The 16,105-nt window shown below is 31.5% G+C and carries 13 protein-coding genes; 12 read left to right on the top strand and 1 reads right to left on the bottom strand.

The features are described from left to right. Positions 1-16 precede the first annotated feature (16 nt). From K7H06_RS14005 to K7H06_RS13990, 4 genes are all read left to right on the top strand, one after another. Entirely contained in the window at positions 17-256 is a 240-nt protein-coding gene (locus K7H06_RS14005) for a hypothetical protein (RefSeq protein WP_223036660.1), read from the top strand. A gap of 183 nt (positions 257-439) precedes the next feature. Continuing rightward, a complete protein-coding gene (addA, locus tag K7H06_RS14000; RefSeq protein WP_223036659.1) occupies positions 440-4,012 on the top strand; it encodes a helicase-exonuclease AddAB subunit AddA in 3,573 nt (1,190 codons plus the stop codon). Between the two features lie 48 nt (positions 4,013-4,060). After that, positions 4,061-4,960, top strand: a complete 900-nt coding sequence (queG, locus tag K7H06_RS13995) for a tRNA epoxyqueuosine(34) reductase QueG (protein WP_223036658.1) — start codon at positions 4,061-4,063, stop codon at positions 4,958-4,960. Between the two features lie 122 nt (positions 4,961-5,082). Beyond that, on the top strand, positions 5,083-6,249 hold the full coding sequence (locus K7H06_RS13990; RefSeq protein ID WP_223036657.1) for an HD-GYP domain-containing protein: 1,167 nt from the start codon (positions 5,083-5,085) through the stop codon (positions 6,247-6,249). Between the two features lie 143 nt (positions 6,250-6,392). Here K7H06_RS13990 and gdhA read toward each other — a convergent pair whose 3' ends face one another. Continuing rightward, positions 6,393-7,730 carry an NADP-specific glutamate dehydrogenase gene (gene gdhA, locus K7H06_RS13985; protein ID WP_223036656.1) on the bottom strand — a complete coding sequence of 446 codons (1,338 nt, stop codon included), beginning with the start codon at positions 7,728-7,730 and terminating at the stop codon, positions 6,393-6,395. A gap of 267 nt (positions 7,731-7,997) precedes the next feature. Here gdhA and K7H06_RS13980 point away from each other — a divergent pair, with 267 nt between their 5' ends. From K7H06_RS13980 to K7H06_RS13945, 8 genes are all read left to right on the top strand, one after another. Beyond that, entirely contained in the window at positions 7,998-8,891 is an 894-nt protein-coding gene (locus K7H06_RS13980) for a phosphatidylserine decarboxylase (RefSeq protein ID WP_223036655.1), read from the top strand. Between the two features lie 323 nt (positions 8,892-9,214). Beyond that, positions 9,215-9,898 (top strand): hypothetical protein, encoded by a 684-nt coding sequence (locus K7H06_RS13975; RefSeq protein ID WP_223036654.1) that lies wholly within the window; start codon positions 9,215-9,217, stop codon positions 9,896-9,898. A 51-nt stretch (positions 9,899-9,949) separates the two neighbouring features. Then, complete coding sequence (locus tag K7H06_RS13970; RefSeq protein ID WP_223036653.1) at positions 9,950-11,206, top strand: sensor histidine kinase; 1,257 nt, start codon at positions 9,950-9,952, stop codon at positions 11,204-11,206. Beyond that, positions 11,199-12,302 carry a response regulator transcription factor gene (locus K7H06_RS13965; protein ID WP_223036652.1) on the top strand — a complete coding sequence of 368 codons (1,104 nt, stop codon included), beginning with the start codon at positions 11,199-11,201 and terminating at the stop codon, positions 12,300-12,302. Before K7H06_RS13970 ends, K7H06_RS13965 begins: the two co-directional genes overlap by 8 nt. A gap of 229 nt (positions 12,303-12,531) precedes the next feature. Then, positions 12,532-12,807 (top strand): propanediol utilization microcompartment protein PduA, encoded by a 276-nt coding sequence (gene pduA, locus K7H06_RS13960; RefSeq protein ID WP_223036651.1) that lies wholly within the window; start codon positions 12,532-12,534, stop codon positions 12,805-12,807. 41 nt (positions 12,808-12,848) lie between these two features. After that, positions 12,849-13,661, top strand: coding sequence for a propanediol utilization microcompartment protein PduB (gene pduB, locus K7H06_RS13955; protein ID WP_246637534.1), 813 nt, complete (start codon positions 12,849-12,851; stop codon positions 13,659-13,661). A gap of 28 nt (positions 13,662-13,689) precedes the next feature. Further along, positions 13,690-15,351 carry a propanediol/glycerol family dehydratase large subunit gene (locus K7H06_RS13950; RefSeq protein ID WP_223036650.1) on the top strand — a complete coding sequence of 554 codons (1,662 nt, stop codon included), beginning with the start codon at positions 13,690-13,692 and terminating at the stop codon, positions 15,349-15,351. Between the two features lie 89 nt (positions 15,352-15,440). After that, positions 15,441-16,070, top strand: coding sequence for a propanediol/glycerol family dehydratase medium subunit (locus K7H06_RS13945; RefSeq protein WP_425514956.1), 630 nt, complete (start codon positions 15,441-15,443; stop codon positions 16,068-16,070). Positions 16,071-16,105: the final 35 nt, after the last annotated feature.

The raw sequence follows: 16,105 nt of genomic DNA, 5'->3' as shown, positions 1-16,105 counted from the left end.
GTTAAAAAGGCTGTGAATGAATATGCTTAATGAAATCTTGAATAATTTATTTAAGAAGTGGGAGATTGTTTATTTTACACAGGATGCAGGGGAATATGCAAAGGTAAGCGGAAAGCTTATCAACAATAATATAAAAGTTAAAACAAAAATGATGAATCAAGGTGGTAGAATGGGCGGAAGACTTGTTACTTATAAAATTTTGGTTAAGAAAGATGATGTACACAAAGCAAATAATGTTATTCATCATGGGAAATAGATGGAAAGAGGCTCTTTTATCGTAATAGATAGAGGGGCTTTCTTCATTATGATATAATTTTATATATGTTTTAGGTTTATAATCATAAAGGAAAATATATTTTCTAATAAATATAGAAAGAACATGGATTTAAAAAAGCTTAGTGGATAGATAGTTTTATGAACAAAAGGGAGGGGTACATAAATGGTTATGTGGACGGATGATCAAAAAAGTGCTATTGATGCGAGAGGCAGCAATCTTTTGGTTGCAGCAGCAGCCGGTTCTGGGAAGACTGCTGTATTGGTTGAAAGAATTATACAAATGATTATAAAAGATCAAATAGATATAGATAAATTACTCATTGTAACTTTTACAAATGCAGCAGCAGGAGAGATGAGAGAAAGAATAGGAGCGGCTATTTTACAACAATTAGAAAAGAAGGATGAAAATGAAGAACATTTAAGAAGACAAATAAATCTATTAAATAGAGCATCTATAAGTACCCTCCATTCATTTTGTATTGATGTAGTAAGAAAATATTTCCATTTGATTGATATAGATCCTAATTTTCGTATAGGAGATAGTACAGAAACCAGCATTATGAAGATGGAAATGTTAGAGGAGTTATTTGAAAAAGAATATGAAAAAGAAGATAAAAATTTTTTAGGACTCGTTGAGCGATTTGGAGGAAATAAAGAAGATACTCCTCTGCAGGATTTAACTTTAAAATTATATGGGTTTATTCAGAGTCAGCCCTATCCAAAAGAATGGCTTCAAGAAAGGGTAGAAGAATTTCATTTAGATATAGATGGGTTTAAAGAAACCAACTGGCATAAGATTATTTTAAAACAGATTCAAATATCACTCATAGGAGCCAATGAATTATTTATTGAAGCAAAATCTTTATGCCAAAAGCCTAATGGACCTGAAGGATATATGGATGCAATTCTTGAGGATATAGCTTTAACAGATGAATTAAGGAATGCATTAGGAATAGGACTGGATGCCTTTTATCAGGAATTAAAAGATGTAAAGCATAAAAGATTAGGAAGAGTCTCAAAAGAGGTTGATGAAGATTTAAAGGAAGAAGTAAAAGGATTAAGGGAACAAGGAAAAGACATTATAAAAAACATTCGTGAGGAACTTCTTACAAAGAGTCCTAAAGAATATATAAGGGATTTGAATGAATTATATCCTTTTATGCAATACTTATATCAATTAGTATGTGAATTTGATGCTGGTTATCATGAGAAAAAAGTAGAGCGAGGAATTGTAGATTTTAATGACCTTGAGCATTATGCGTTAGCCATTTTAGAAAATGAACAAGCAGCCAAAGAATATGAAAGAAGATATGAGTATATTTTTGTAGATGAGTATCAGGATAGTAACATTGTACAAGAAACTATACTAGATTTTATTAAAAGAGACAATAATCTATTTATGGTAGGAGATGTAAAACAAAGTATTTATCGATTTAGATTAGCAGATCCTTCTCTTTTTATAGGAAAATATGAAACCTTTGAAAGTAAGTCCGAATCTTTAAATCGAAGAATCGATTTGAGCAAAAACTTTAGAAGTCGATCAGAAGTGATTGATGGCGTAAACTTTATTTTTAAAAATATCATGACCAAGGAATTTGGTGAAATTGACTATGATGAAAGAGCGCATCTTTATAAAGGAGTAGAACATAAGCCAATAGAAGATGCAGCTATTGAACTAAATATAATAGAAAAGAATGAAGAAAGTCATGAAGTAGATGAAATATTAGAGGAAATGGAAGATATAGAAGTTGAGGCAAGAATTGTTGCAAAAAGAATCAAAGAATTACTAAAGAAAGAAATTTACGATCAAAAGCTTGAGAGTTACAGGAAAATCACGTATAAGGATATGGTGGTGCTACTTCGAACGACAAAAAACTGGGCACAAACATTTTTAGAAGTTTTTATAGAAGAAGGGATTCCAGCTTATGCCGATGTAAATACGGGGTATTTTGAAGCCATAGAAGTAAATATTTTTATGAACTTATTAAAGGTTATCGATAATAAAAGACAAGATATTCCACTCCTTAGTGTGATGCGTTCTTCCGTAGGGGGATTTGATACAGAAGAACTTATAAAAATTCGAATCGAAAGTAATGCGAATTCTTATTTTGAAGCAATAGAAGAATATATCAGTAAAGAGGATGACATTCTTGTAAATAAATGTATGAAGTTTTTAGAAAAAATTAAGAAATATAAAACGTTAGCTAGATATATTCATATAGATGAATTGATTTGGAAGCTTTTAAAAGAAACCGGGTATTATGACTATGTAGGGGCTATGCCTGGAGGAATACAAAGACAAGCTAATTTGAAAATTTTGGTAGATAGAGCAAGGCAGTTTGAGAATACATCTATAAAGGGATTATTTAATTTTATAAAATTTATTGATAAATTAAAAAATAGTAGTGGAGACATGGGAACAGCCAAAACATTAGGAGAAAATGATGAAGTTGTTCGGATTATGAGTATCCATAAAAGCAAAGGTTTAGAGTTTCCAGCAGTGATTGTAGCAGGACTTGGAAAACAATTTAATTTAATGGATGTAAACGCTCAAGTATTATTCCACAAGGATTTAGGGATTGGACCGAGATATGTAGATCCTAATAGGAGACAATATACAGATACAATTGCAAAAATTGCCATGAAAAACAAAATTAAGATAGAAAGTTTATCAGAAGAAATGCGTATTTTATATGTTGCATTAACTAGGGCAAAGGATAAACTTATATTAGTAGGATCCATAAGAAATATAGAAAAATCAGCAAAAAAATGGACAAAAAGGATGAATCCATTTTACTTATCTCGTGGAAAAAGCTATCTAGATTGGATAGGAACTGCTCTCATTCGTCATGAAGATGGACAAACCTTAAGAGATTTGGCAGGTGTTTATTGGAATGAAGAAATGCTTTATGAAGATCATTCAAGATGGAATATAGAAAAAATAGATAAAAAACATATTCAATTGGAAGAAATGGAAAAAAGAATTAATAAATTAGCATTTAAAAAATTTTTAGAGGACTTTGAAAATAAAAAAATAGAAGATGATGATTTTGTAGCGAAGCGATTAAATTGGCATTATCCAAACCATATAGCAACTAAAATTCCTTCGAAACTTTCTGTAACAGAGATCAAAAGAATATCAACTAGTAAACTGGATGGTATAGGGATGAATATTCCGGCTCTTATCAAAAGGCCTAAGTTTATAGAAGGGAAAAAACAGCTTACAGGGGCAGAGAAAGGAACAATCATTCATTTTGTTATGCAGCATCTTGATATTAAGAATATAGAGAATAAGGAAAAAATAGAAGAACAAATAAAAAAAATGGTAAGAGATGAGCTGTTAAAACCTGAAGAAGCAGCTGAAGTAGATGTTTTAAGAATCATTCGATTTTTTGAAAGTAGTATTGGAAAAAGGATGCATGCAGCCAATCATGTTTTTCGAGAAGTTCCTTTTAACTTTGTAAAAAAAGCAAATGAGGTAATATTAGATACAGAAAGCTGTGAGGAAAGCCTTTTGATTCAAGGGGTAATAGACTGCTATTTTGAAGAAGGGGATGGATATGTTTTAGTAGATTATAAATCAGATTATGTAACAACTGAACAAAAGGAAGAAATTGTAGAGAAATATAAGATTCAAGTGGAACTTTATAAGCAAGCTTTGGAAAAAATAACAAAAAAAACAGTGAAAGAAAGTTATCTTTATCTATTCCATTTGAATGAAGAAGTAAAAATATAAAGATATTTTGTCAAATTTAAAATATGTTAAAGAGACGGAGTAGTAAAGGTGAAAAAAAAACTAGAGACATTTTGTAAAAAATTGCATATAGATAATGTAGGAATTGCACCAGTAGTTCCTTATAAAGATTTAGAAAAAATATTAAAGCACAGAATAGAAAAAGGATATATTACAGGGATGGAGGAAAAAGATTTAAAAAAGAGAGTTGATCCGAAAGAAACGATGAAAGATGCAGCATCCATAATAGTATGTTTATTTCCTTATTTTACAGGAAATCGGAAGGAAGCTAATATTGCTAAATATACCTATGGTTTGGACTATCATATTATTATCAAAGAAAAACTTCAAAAAATAGGAGAATTTTTAAAAAGTCATATGCAAGGCTTTGATTATGAACCATTTGTAGATACAGGACCTCTTGTGGATCGATATTTAGCCTATTCAGCAGGATTAGGGTATTTTGGTATAAATAATCATATCCTAACAGATCAATATGGCTCTTATGTGTTTATTGGATATATGATCAATAACTATCCTTTTGAAGTGGATAGGCCTTTAAATCAAACTTGTATTCAATGTGGCGAATGTATAAAAAAATGTCCAGGAAATGCGATCCTAGGAAACTTTGAAGTAGATCCAAGAAAGTGTATATCTTTTATTACACAAAAAAAAGAAGCTTTGACGGAGGAAGAAATAAATATTTTAAGGAAAAATAAAATGATATTTGGATGTGATATTTGTCAAGATGTGTGTCCACACAATCAAAACATTGCGCATACCAATATAAAAGAATTTCAGGAGAATTTAGTGTATACCCTTAAGGAAAAGGATGTGGAAGAGCTATCTAATAAAGCATTTAAAAGGAAATATGGAGATAGATCCTTTAGCTGGAGAGGAAAAAAAGTCATTTTAAGGAATTTTCATGTTCTAAATACAAAGGATGAATAATAGGTTTAGAAAAATAATTGTTTTATCTACTTAACAAATACCGACAAAATTTGTTATAATGATAACTATCGTTAGGTAGAAAAATAAAGAACTATCTAATATCCAAACAAGGAGTAATGATTATGAGACTTATACCAACTCGTTTTGTAAAAGATGGGATGTATTTAGCACAAACTTTAAATGACATGAATAATAGAGTATTGCTTCAAAAAGGTGTTGAATTGAGCCAAAATCTTGTAAAGAAAATAGAAGGAAATGGAATATACAGTATATATATTAATGATGAATATAGTGATAATGAGATTGAAGATATCATTAGTCCTAGACTAAGAAATACAGCAATCAAAACTATTAAGGACACATTTAATCATTTAAATAAGTATATGAATCAGAACAATAATACGATAGCAGCGAAAAGGCTTAAGGATACAGGAGAAAAAAATATTCAATCTTTAAATAAAATTTCTAAAGAAATAACAGAAGAAGTTTTTGATAGCGGTAATGTATTAATCAATTTAGTGGATATTAAGAGTTTGGATAATTATACTTATCAACATTCTGTAAATGTTGCTGTATTATCTTTGATTTTAGGAATAGAAATTGGACTTAATAAAAATGAATTATATGATTTATGTATAGGAGCAATGTTGCATGATGTTGGCAAAGCCTTTATACCGAAAGAAATTCTTTTGAAAAGAGGAATGTTAACAGCGGAAGAATTTAAAATCATTAAGCAACATTCAAAGAAGGGCTATGATTATTTAAAAGAAAATTATGAATTAAATGCAAATATTAAATTGATTGCCTATCAACATCATGAAAAAGTAGATGGAACAGGATATCCCAATGGATACAAAGAGGATAAAATAAATAAATTAGCAAAAATTGTTGCAATTACAGATGCTTATGATGCCATGGTTTCTGATACGCCATATAAACCAGCAGTGGCTCCAAATGAAGCATTAGAATTTATTATGGGCAGTGCAGGCAGATATTTTGATTTTCAGATGGTAAAACTTTTTGCAAAGAAAGTAATTCCATATCCAGTAGGAAGCATGGTAAAATTAAGTAATGGAGAGATTGGGGTAGTAGAAGAAATACAATCAGAGTTTCCATTAAGACCTAAAGTGAAAGTCGTAAAACAAAGGGCTGTTACAGTAGAAATGAAGACAGTTGATTTGATGAAAGAAAAGAATGTGGTTATTGAAGAATTAATCTATGAAGTACCTAATGTAAATGTTCCTCGTAAAATGGGAGAGAAAAATTCTTTTAAAAGTGTTATAGAATGAGGTTGTGGAGAAATATAAAATAAGTATTCAAAATACTTAAAGACATTTTATCAAAACTAAGTAATTTCAATGTTTTGATAAAATGTCTTTTTATTAAAAATACATTTTAATTCAAAAAATGTGCATTTTCCCTACAGCCTTTTTTACACAATCCCTTGTGCCATCATGGCATCAGCTACTTTTAAGAAACCTGCAATATTTGCACCAGCTACATAATTACCAGACAAACCATATTCTTTTGCAGCAGATTGGGAAGCTTTAAAAATATTTACCATGATATGATCCAATTTTTCATTAACCTCTTCAAAGGACCAATGGAGTCTCATGCTGTTTTGGGACATTTCAAGGGCTGAAGTTGCAACACCACCAGCATTTGCAGCTTTTGCAGGAGCTAATAATACCTGATTTTCTAAGAAATACTCTACAGCTTCATTTGTACAAGGCATATTGGCACCTTCACCAATTGCTTTAACACCATTGTCTACTAGTTTTTTAGCATTTTCAATATGAATATCATTTTGAGTAGCACAAGGAAGAGCAATATCACATGGAATACTCCAAATTCCTTGCTGACCTTCAAAATATTTTGCGTTTTTGTGAATATTTACATATTCTTTAATTCTCTTTCGTTCTACTTCTTTGAGTTGTTTCACTGTATCTAATTTAATTCCTTCTTCATCAATAATGTAGCCAGAAGAATCACACATGGCAATTACTTTTGCACCATATTCTTGAGCTTTTTGACAAGCATATATAGCAACGTTACCAGCACCTGAGATGACAACGGTTTTATTCTTATAATCCATTCCATGAGCGGCTAGCATTTCTCTTACAAAGTAAATGAGGCCAAAGCCTGTAGCTTCTTTTCTAGCTAAAGAACCACCATATGTAAGTCCCTTACCTGTAAGTACACCAGCTTCATATTGATTTTTAATTTTCTTATATTGACCAAAAAGATATCCTACTTCCCTAGCACCCACACCAATATCTCCAGCAGGTACGTCTAAATCTTGACCAATATGTCTATACAATTCATTCATAAAACTTTGACAGAACTTCATAACTTCTGTATCAGATTTTCCTTTAGGATCAAAGTCTGAGCCACCTTTACCGCCACCGATGGGAAGACCTGTTAATGAATTTTTTAAGATTTGTTCGAAGCCTAAGAATTTTATAATTCCTAAGTATACAGATGGATGAAATCTGAGACCTCCTTTATAAGGACCAATGGCACTGCTAAATTGTACTCTAAAACCTCTATTTACATGGACCTGTCCTTGATCATCTAACCATGGAACTCTAAACATAACTACTCTTTCAGGCTCAACAAATCTTTCGATTAATCCTATTTTTTTGTACTCAGGATGTTTTTCAATAACAGGTTTTAATGAGTGTAGAACTTCTTCTACTGCTTGATGAAATTCTGCTTCACCAGGATTTCTTTTTTTTACTTTTTCTAAGATTTCTTGTACATAAGGCATATCTACATCTCCTTTAGATAGATATTTGCTTGTTAAATTGAATATTTATGAATGATAAGTTTTTTAGTGTAGGGGAATAAAATTTTTAGTATAGTTATCCAATCATAAAATTTAAATGAGTAAGTTAGATATTTATATCTAAATATAGAATTTCCAAAGAACTACATAATCTATACATGAGGAATTGAAAATGAATAATTTATTAACCTATGGATGAAGATATGATACAATCAAATAGAATTATAAAATGGATAAGGATGATGATAGATGGATATTTATTATATAGAAAGAAAAAGTGGCGAAAAGATAAAAGAAATTGTAGCAGGAGATCAATTTTTAAGATGGATTTATGATACGAGTATGGGAAATACGATTCTTGAAACTTTTGTTAAGAAAAAGATGTTTTCATCCATATACGGAAAACTTCAGGATACTGTCTTTAGCAAAAAAAAGATAGCCCAATTTGTAGAAAATCTTGCTATTGATATGGGCGAAGCGGAAAGAGAAAATATTGGGGAATATAAAAACTTTAATGATTTTTTTGCAAGAAAATTAAAAAAGGAATCAAGACCTATCCCCATAGAAAAAAATCATTTAATTTCTCCAGCAGATGGACGTGTATTTGCCTATGAAAATATTCGTAAAGATCAGGTAATCCAAGTGAAAGGTTCTTTTTATACTTTAGAAGAATTTTTTCATGATAAGAGTATGGCACAAGTTTATGATCAGGGAGTATGTATTGTAGTGAGACTATGCCCAGCAGATTATCATAGATTTCATTTTCCAGATAGTGGCGTGCCTGATGAAGCCAAAAAGATAAAAGGGTTGTATTATTCGGTGAATCCCATAGCCCTTGAAAAAATAGCCAAAGTGTATTGTCAAAATAAAAGAGAAATAACCAGCTTTGAATCTGATAATTTTGGTAAGATGGCATTGGTTGAGGTTGGTGCAACTTGTGTAGGATCTATCATACAGACATATGATCTGAAAAGTTATGTTCATAAAGGAGATGAAAAAGGATATTTTAAATTTGGAGGATCAACAGTTGTTTTATTTTTAAAGGAAGGGCAAGTAAAGATTGATGAAGACATTTTAAAGAACACAGAAAAAGGAATAGAAACAAAGGTAAATATGGGAGAGTGTATAGGGAAAAAAATATGAATTGTGAATAAAAGCGAGGGATGGAGCTTATAGATGTTTCTACAAAATCTATAGGTTCCTTTTGTTTTGAAGAATAATGATTATTTTATAATGGAGAATAGGGCAAAAAATTACTGCTAGGGAACAAGAAATTACTGCTATATTCAAAACCATAAAAATTTAGAAAAGGATTAGACAAATAGTTATAGAAAAGGAACAAATTAGTATCAAAGTTTTTTGTAAAAATAACGTTATGATTAGAGTATAGATAAAGTCAGTGTGATTTTTAATAGGATTATTATTCCATCAATTAAAAATGATTAAGATAGGAGGAAAACAAAAATATGTTAGAAGAATTAAATAATATATTGGATAGAACAAACAATTGGATTGTATTCGAAGAGGCAAGAAACAGCGGGTTAATTGCTTTAAACTTAGGATTAATATCATTTGTTTTTGATTCCCTGTTATCAGGAAAGAAAATATTACTCATTTTATGTGTTATTTCTATAATGATTTCTGCATATTCTTTTATTGGAAAGAAATTACTGATATTCTTTTTTCAAAAATCAAATAGAAAAAAGGAGGAAAAAAAGAATGATCTAGAGAAATTAACAAATAACAGTGAAGATGAGGAAGAAAAACAAGAAAAGAAAGATGCCTTATTTACGGACTCTCGGGTAGTAATCAGAAGAAATACAGATAATAAAAGAAATCATGTATTAGAAAAACAAGATTTAGCCCAATATACTTCTAAGAATATTTATAATTATGAAGATATGGCGGAGATTGATGAGGAAACTTTATTGTTATTAGTTTATCAAAAGTTATTAAAACGAAATGAAAAAGAAGAATATCCAATTAACATTAATAAAGACTATCAATTTAAGTTAGCCCATAGGGATTTGAGTAAAATGATTCATCAAAATTCTCGCACATGTGTTGTGAAATCAAAATGTTTTTTTATAAGTCTAGGACTGTTTATAGTTAATATGGTTCTTTTGGGGATCCTTTTTCTAATTCATTAGAAATATTTAAACAATATGATTTCTCACTAAAATATTTAGGGGAGATAAATTATGGATAATTTTCCAATTATTAACGAATGTATAGATGTGGATGTACTTCAAGAAATACAAGATAAGTTTTCAGAAGCTACTGGTTTTGCGGCTGTGACAGTAGACTATATGGGACGACCTATCACTAAGTATAGCAATTTTTCTCGATTCTGTACGCTTTTTAGAAAAAATTCAGGATGTAATGAAGCGTGCCTTCGATCGGATGCACATGGAGGAATTGAGGCTGCTAGAAGTGGAAAACCTTATATCTATAAATGTCATGCAGGACTCATTGATTTTGCCATACCTATTATTATAAAAGGACAATATTTGGGAGCTATTTTAGCAGGACAAGTTAAAGTAGAGGATGATGAAGAAGTACATTTAAATCATCTTACTGCACAGAATACATTATCATGGAAAGAAGATGAGGAACTTTTAAAACATCATGAAGCTATCAAACCTATCCCCTATAATAAACTAGTAGCGGCTGCAGATATGATGTTTGTTATTTCAAATTATTTTGTAGAAAAGGGTTTGGTGAATTTAATACAAGAAGAATTAAACAAAAAAAATGTAGCGCTTATGAAAGAAATGAAAATAAGGTCTGAACTTGAAAGTTCTTTAAAAGTTTCAGAGATCAAATCTCTTCAATCTCAAATGAACCCACATTTTTTATTTAATGTACTCAATACCATTGCAAGACTGGCATTACTTGAAAATGCTTTTTCTACTCAAGAAATTGTTTTTTCCTTTGCAGAATTACTGAGATATACCCTTAAAAAAAATTCAACCCACCTTGTATGTCTTCAAGATGAAATACAATATATACAAAACTATTTAAAGATTCAATCTATGAGACTTGGAGATCGACTAAAGTATAAGATTGAGGTAGAGGATGAAATCAAGAATGCCAGGATTCCTTTTATGCTTTTGCAGCCTATTGTAGAAAATGCCATTAACCATGGTATAGAAAAAAAGAAAGAGGGAGGAATGATAGAACTTTCTCTTTATAAGATAAATAATGCAGTAGTAATTAAAATAAAGGATGATGGGGTTGGCATGTCAAAAGAAAAGTTAAATAATCTTTTTCATGAAAATAAGCAGGATGATAAAAATATACTTTCTACGGGCATTGGCATAAAGAATTTAAAGAAGAGACTTGCGTATTATTTTGAGGGAAATGCTGTATTTGATATTTATAGCGATTTCCAAAAAGGAACAACGGTGAAAATGCAAATACCAATCAATAAGGGTGTAGGTGGTTGTAATGCATAGATTACTTATTGTTGAAGATGAAGAGCTGGAAAGAAAAGCTTTAAAAATGATTATAGAAAAAGACCTACAAGATACTATAGAAATTGTTGGAGAAACAGGCTCTGGTTTAGAAGCTGTGGAATTAGCTGAGAAGTTAAAGCCACACTTCATATTGATGGATATTAAGGTTTATGGGATGAATGGAATAGAAGCTAGTGAAAGAATAAAAAAAAGAAATCCCAATATAGCGATTCTTATTTTGACAGCATATGATGAATTCGATTTGGCTCATAAAGCCATTAAAGCTCATGTAGATGATTATATATTAAAGCCAGCTAGACCTAGTAGGATTATAGAGTCTATTCGTAATCAAATGAAGCAAATGAAAACGGATGATGTAGATATAGTGAGCATGATGAATGAATTAAAAATAACTATTCAGAAGGTAGATTATAAAAATTCAAAATATATGCTAAAAGGAATGATCAAGCACATATTTGATACATATGAAAATGATACACAAAGTATAGTTAAAAATTTAAAAGAAGTAATAGATCATTTGCTACATATGGCGTTAGACTTAGGAATATACAATCATAAGAACATTGAAGTATACAAGGGACAATATAAAAATAATTTTGATGTGTTTTGCAATCAATATAAAGCACAAGGAAATTTGATAGAAATTTTAGATTTGATTTTTAATGAATTACTTCGTTCTAAAAAAAATATTTACCAAAATGATATCAAGAGGATTCTAGATTATATTGAAAAAAATTGTAAAAAAAATATTACGTTAGAGGAGGTGGCTGAATTCGGATCTATTAGTCCTTATTATTTAAGTAAATTGTTTAAAAAGAAGGTAGGGATTAATTTTAGTACGTATATTGTTAATAAAAAAATGGAAATGGCTAAAGAATTATTAGAAAATACGGATATGCCAATCATCAATATTGCATTAGAACTTTCATATAATGAACCAAATTATTTTAGTAAGGTTTTTAAGAAGATTACAGGGGTTACACCTACAGAATATAGAAATTCAGAAAAAAATATAATAGAAGAAAATATTCTTAAAAAAAATACGTTTGTAATAAATGGAAAATGGAGTATATAAGCTTTTCCAAAAGATCTTTTTAATTTATTTAGAAAGATCTTTTTTTATGCAAAAAATTATCAGTAAAGAACAAAAAAATACCCGTTAGATGAGGGCAATTTGTTACAGAACATGGGCAATATATTCAATTATTATTGTGAAAAGGATCAACTATAATGAAAATATAGATTTAAGAATTTTCAAATTTGTAAATGTAATTTTAAAATTCACTTTAAAAGGAGGAGAAATGATGACAAGAGAAGCTTTGGGAATGGTAGAAACAAAGGGACTAGTTGGAGCTATTGAAGCTGCTGATGCTATGGTAAAAGCAGCAAATGTAGGGCTAGTAGGTTATGAAAAAATTGGATCAGGACTTGTTACGGTTATGGTAAGAGGGGATGTAGGGGCAGTAAAAGCGGCTACAGATGCAGGAGCAGCAGCGGCTCAAAAAGTAGGTCAAGTGATTTCTATTCATGTAATTCCAAGACCTCATACAGATGTTGAGAAAATATTACCGAATAAATAGAATGAATGATTTTATCTCAAAAAAATATGGAGGTGCAAATTGTGAAAGAACAATTAATGGAAAAGATTATGGAAGAAGTGATGAAGAAGGTAGGAACAGGGGATTCAAATTTTAACCAAGAAGTGGTTGAGGAATGCAAAGCTGAAGAATGTCAACCATCATACTGTAGTTTAACTGAATTTGTAGGTACAGCAATAGGAGAGACCATAGGATTTGTTATTGCAAATGTGGACGCACAGCTTCTTGAGGCTATGAAGTTTGAAAAGAAGTATCGTTCTATAGGAATTATAGGAGGACGTACAGGTGCTGGTCCTCAAATTATGGCAGCAGATGAGGCTGTAAAGGCTACCAATACAGAAATTATCAGCATAGAACTTCCAAGGGATACTAAAGGGGGCGCAGGGCACGGATCATTAATTATATTTGGAGCAGAAGATGTATCTGATGCAAGACGTGCAGTAGAAGTAACATTGAAAGAATTAGACAGAACCTTTGGAGATGTTTATGGAAATGATGCAGGACATTTAGAGTTTCAATATACTGCTAGAGCAAGTTTTGCTTGTAATAAGGCTTTTAATGCACCTGTCGGGAAAGCGTTTGGCTTAATTGTAGGTGCGCCAGCAGCTATTGGTGTTTTGATATCTGATACGGCAGTTAAAGCTGCGAATGTTGAAGTTTTAGGATATGGTTCCCCTGGAAATGGAGGAACAAGTTATTCAAATGAGGCTATTTTACAGATTTGTGGAGATTCTGGAGCAGTAAGGCAAGCCCTTATTGCAGCGAAAGAAGTAGGTCTTCAGGCATTACAAGCTTTGGGAGGAGAAGCTAAGTCTACCACAACCCCATATATATAAGATTTTGAAATCATAGGGAGGGAAAGATATGAAGTCTAAACGTTTTGAAATATTGGCAAATCGTCCTGTTAATCAAGATGGTTTTGTGAAAGAGTGGGCAGAAGTTGGTCTGATTGCTATGGATAGTCCAAATGATCCAAAACCAAGTATAAAGATGGAAAATGGACGTGTAGTAGAGCTAGATGGAAAGAAAAGAGACGAATTTGATATGCTTGATAGATTTATTGCAGATTATGCAATGAATTTAGAAAAGGCTGAAGAAGTTATGAAAATAGATTCACTTAAGCTTTCAAAGATGCTTGTGGATGTAAATGTATCTAGGGATGAAATTATAAAGCTTACTACCGGAATGACACCTGCTAAAATCGTTGAAGTTGTAGGAAGTATGAATGTAGTTGAAATGATGATGTCCCTTCAAAAGATGAGAGCTAGAAAAACGCCTTCTAATCAAGCTCATGTAACAAATGTTAAGGATCATCCAGTTCAAATCGCTGCAGATGCGGCTGAAGCAGCATTAAGAGGATTTGATGAGCTGGAAACAACAGTAGGGATTGTTCGTTATGCTCCTTTTAATGCTTTATCCTTAATGGTAGGAGCACAAACGGGGAGAGGTGGAATTCTTACACAATGTGCAGTAGAGGAAGCTACAGAACTTTTAATTGGTATGAGAGGTCTTACGAATTATGCTGAAACGGTTTCTGTTTATGGAACTGAGCCTGTATTTATAGATGGAGATGATACTCCTTGGTCTAAATCTTTCTTAGCATCTGCATATGCATCAAGAGGGCTTAAAATGAGATTCACCTCTGGAACAGGTTCAGAAGTTTTAATGGGATATGCAGAAGGAAAATCCATGTTATATCTAGAGGCTAGATGTATCTATGTAACAAAAGGAGCAGGCGTTCAGGGACTTCAAAATGGATCTATTAGCTGTATAGGAGTTCCAGGTGGGGTACCATCAGGTATTAGAGCTGTCCTTGCAGAAAATTTGATTACTACAATGCTTGATTTAGAAGTTGCCTCTGGGAATGATCAAACATTTACCCATTCAGACATTAGAAAAACAGCAAGAACGCTGATGCAAATGCTTCCTGGAACGGATTTTATTTTCTCTGGATATAGTGCTGTACCGAATTACGACAATATGTTTGCAGGATCAAATTTCGATGCTGAAGATTTTGATGATTACAATATCTTACAAAGAGATCTTATGGTAGATGGGGGCTTGCGACCTGTATCTGAAGATGAAGTCATAAAAATTAGAAACAAAGCTGCTAGAGCACTTCAAACTGTATTTGATGAGCTTGGACTTCCTGCTATTACAGATGAAGAAGTGGAAGCTGCTACCTATGCTCATGGAAGTAAAGATATGCCAAATAGAAATGTAGTAGAGGATCTTAAAGCAGCAGAAGAAATGATGAACAAAGGCATCACAGGTATTGATGTTGTGAAAGCTTTAAATAATAGAGGATACAAAGATGTTGCACAAAACGTCTTTAATATGCTTAAGCAAAGAATTGCAGGAGATTATTTACATACATCTGCAATCATTGATAAGGAGTTTAATGTAATTAGTGCAGTCAATAACTGTAATGATTATATGGGACCTGGAACAGGATATCGATTATCTCCTGAGAGATGGGATGAAATTAAAAACATAGCTAATGCAGTAAGTTCAGAAGATTATTAAAAGATTTTATTTAGAAAGGGGTGTATGAAGTGGCTATTAGTGAAAGTTTAGTTAGAAGTGTAATAGAGGAAGTTTTAAAGGATTTTGGAATGGAAGAAAAAAAAGAAGTAACTTTAAATAATCATGTGGAAGAAAAAACAAACATTAAAGTTTTTTCTCCTGAAAATACGAAAGAATTAGTCTTAGAAGAAATAGGAGAAGCAAAAGTTGGAACAAGAAGTGATGAAGTTGTGATAGGGGTTTGTCCAGCTTTTGGAGTACATCAAACGAAAACCATCGTAGAGTTACCACATTATAGTGTGCTTAGAGAAATTATAGCAGGAATAGAAGAAGAGGGACTCACTGCAAGGATCGTTAGAATTCTTAGAACATCAGATGTTTCTTTTGCTGCTAATGATGCTGCAAAGATTAGTGGTTCAGGAATAGGTATTGGTATTCAATCTAAAGGAACTACGGTTATACATCAAAAAGATTTATTACCACTGAATAATTTAGAGCTATTTCCACAAGCACCACTTCTTGATGAAGAAACTTTTAGACAAATTGGTAAGAATGCTGCTCAGTATGCTAAAGGTCAGTCTCCAACACCAGTGCCAGTGAGAAATGATCAAATGGCTAGACCTAAATATCAAGCAAAAGCGGCACTCTTACATATAAAAGAAACACAATATGTAAAATTAGGCGCAAAACCAATAGAACTTAAAGTGAATTTTAAATAAATGGGGGTGAATCGTAATGATGGATACTAAATTGA

Origin of the sequence: Crassaminicella profunda, assembly GCF_019884785.1 — a bacterium.
Classification (GTDB): Bacteria; Bacillota; Clostridia; order Peptostreptococcales; family Thermotaleaceae; genus Crassaminicella; species Crassaminicella profunda.
This window is presented reverse-complemented; position numbering and strand designations above follow the sequence as displayed.

Coding starts and splice junctions, on each gene's coding strand:
- K7H06_RS14005 (WP_223036660.1), top strand. CDS start 17: ATGAATATGCTTAATGAAATCTTGAATAATTTATTTAAGAAGTGGGAG.
- addA (WP_223036659.1), top strand. CDS start 440: ATGGTTATGTGGACGGATGATCAAAAAAGTGCTATTGATGCGAGAGGC.
- K7H06_RS13990 (WP_223036657.1), top strand. CDS start 5,083: ATGAGACTTATACCAACTCGTTTTGTAAAAGATGGGATGTATTTAGCA.
- gdhA (WP_223036656.1), bottom strand. CDS start 7,730: ATGCCTTATGTACAAGAAATCTTAGAAAAAGTAAAAAAAAGAAATCCT.
- K7H06_RS13980 (WP_223036655.1), top strand. CDS start 7,998: ATGGATATTTATTATATAGAAAGAAAAAGTGGCGAAAAGATAAAAGAA.
- K7H06_RS13975 (WP_223036654.1), top strand. CDS start 9,215: ATGTTAGAAGAATTAAATAATATATTGGATAGAACAAACAATTGGATT.
- K7H06_RS13970 (WP_223036653.1), top strand. CDS start 9,950: ATGGATAATTTTCCAATTATTAACGAATGTATAGATGTGGATGTACTT.
- K7H06_RS13965 (WP_223036652.1), top strand. CDS start 11,199: ATGCATAGATTACTTATTGTTGAAGATGAAGAGCTGGAAAGAAAAGCT.
- pduA (WP_223036651.1), top strand. CDS start 12,532: ATGACAAGAGAAGCTTTGGGAATGGTAGAAACAAAGGGACTAGTTGGA.
- K7H06_RS13950 (WP_223036650.1), top strand. CDS start 13,690: ATGAAGTCTAAACGTTTTGAAATATTGGCAAATCGTCCTGTTAATCAA.
- K7H06_RS13945 (WP_425514956.1), top strand. CDS start 15,441: ATGGAAGAAAAAAAAGAAGTAACTTTAAATAATCATGTGGAAGAAAAA.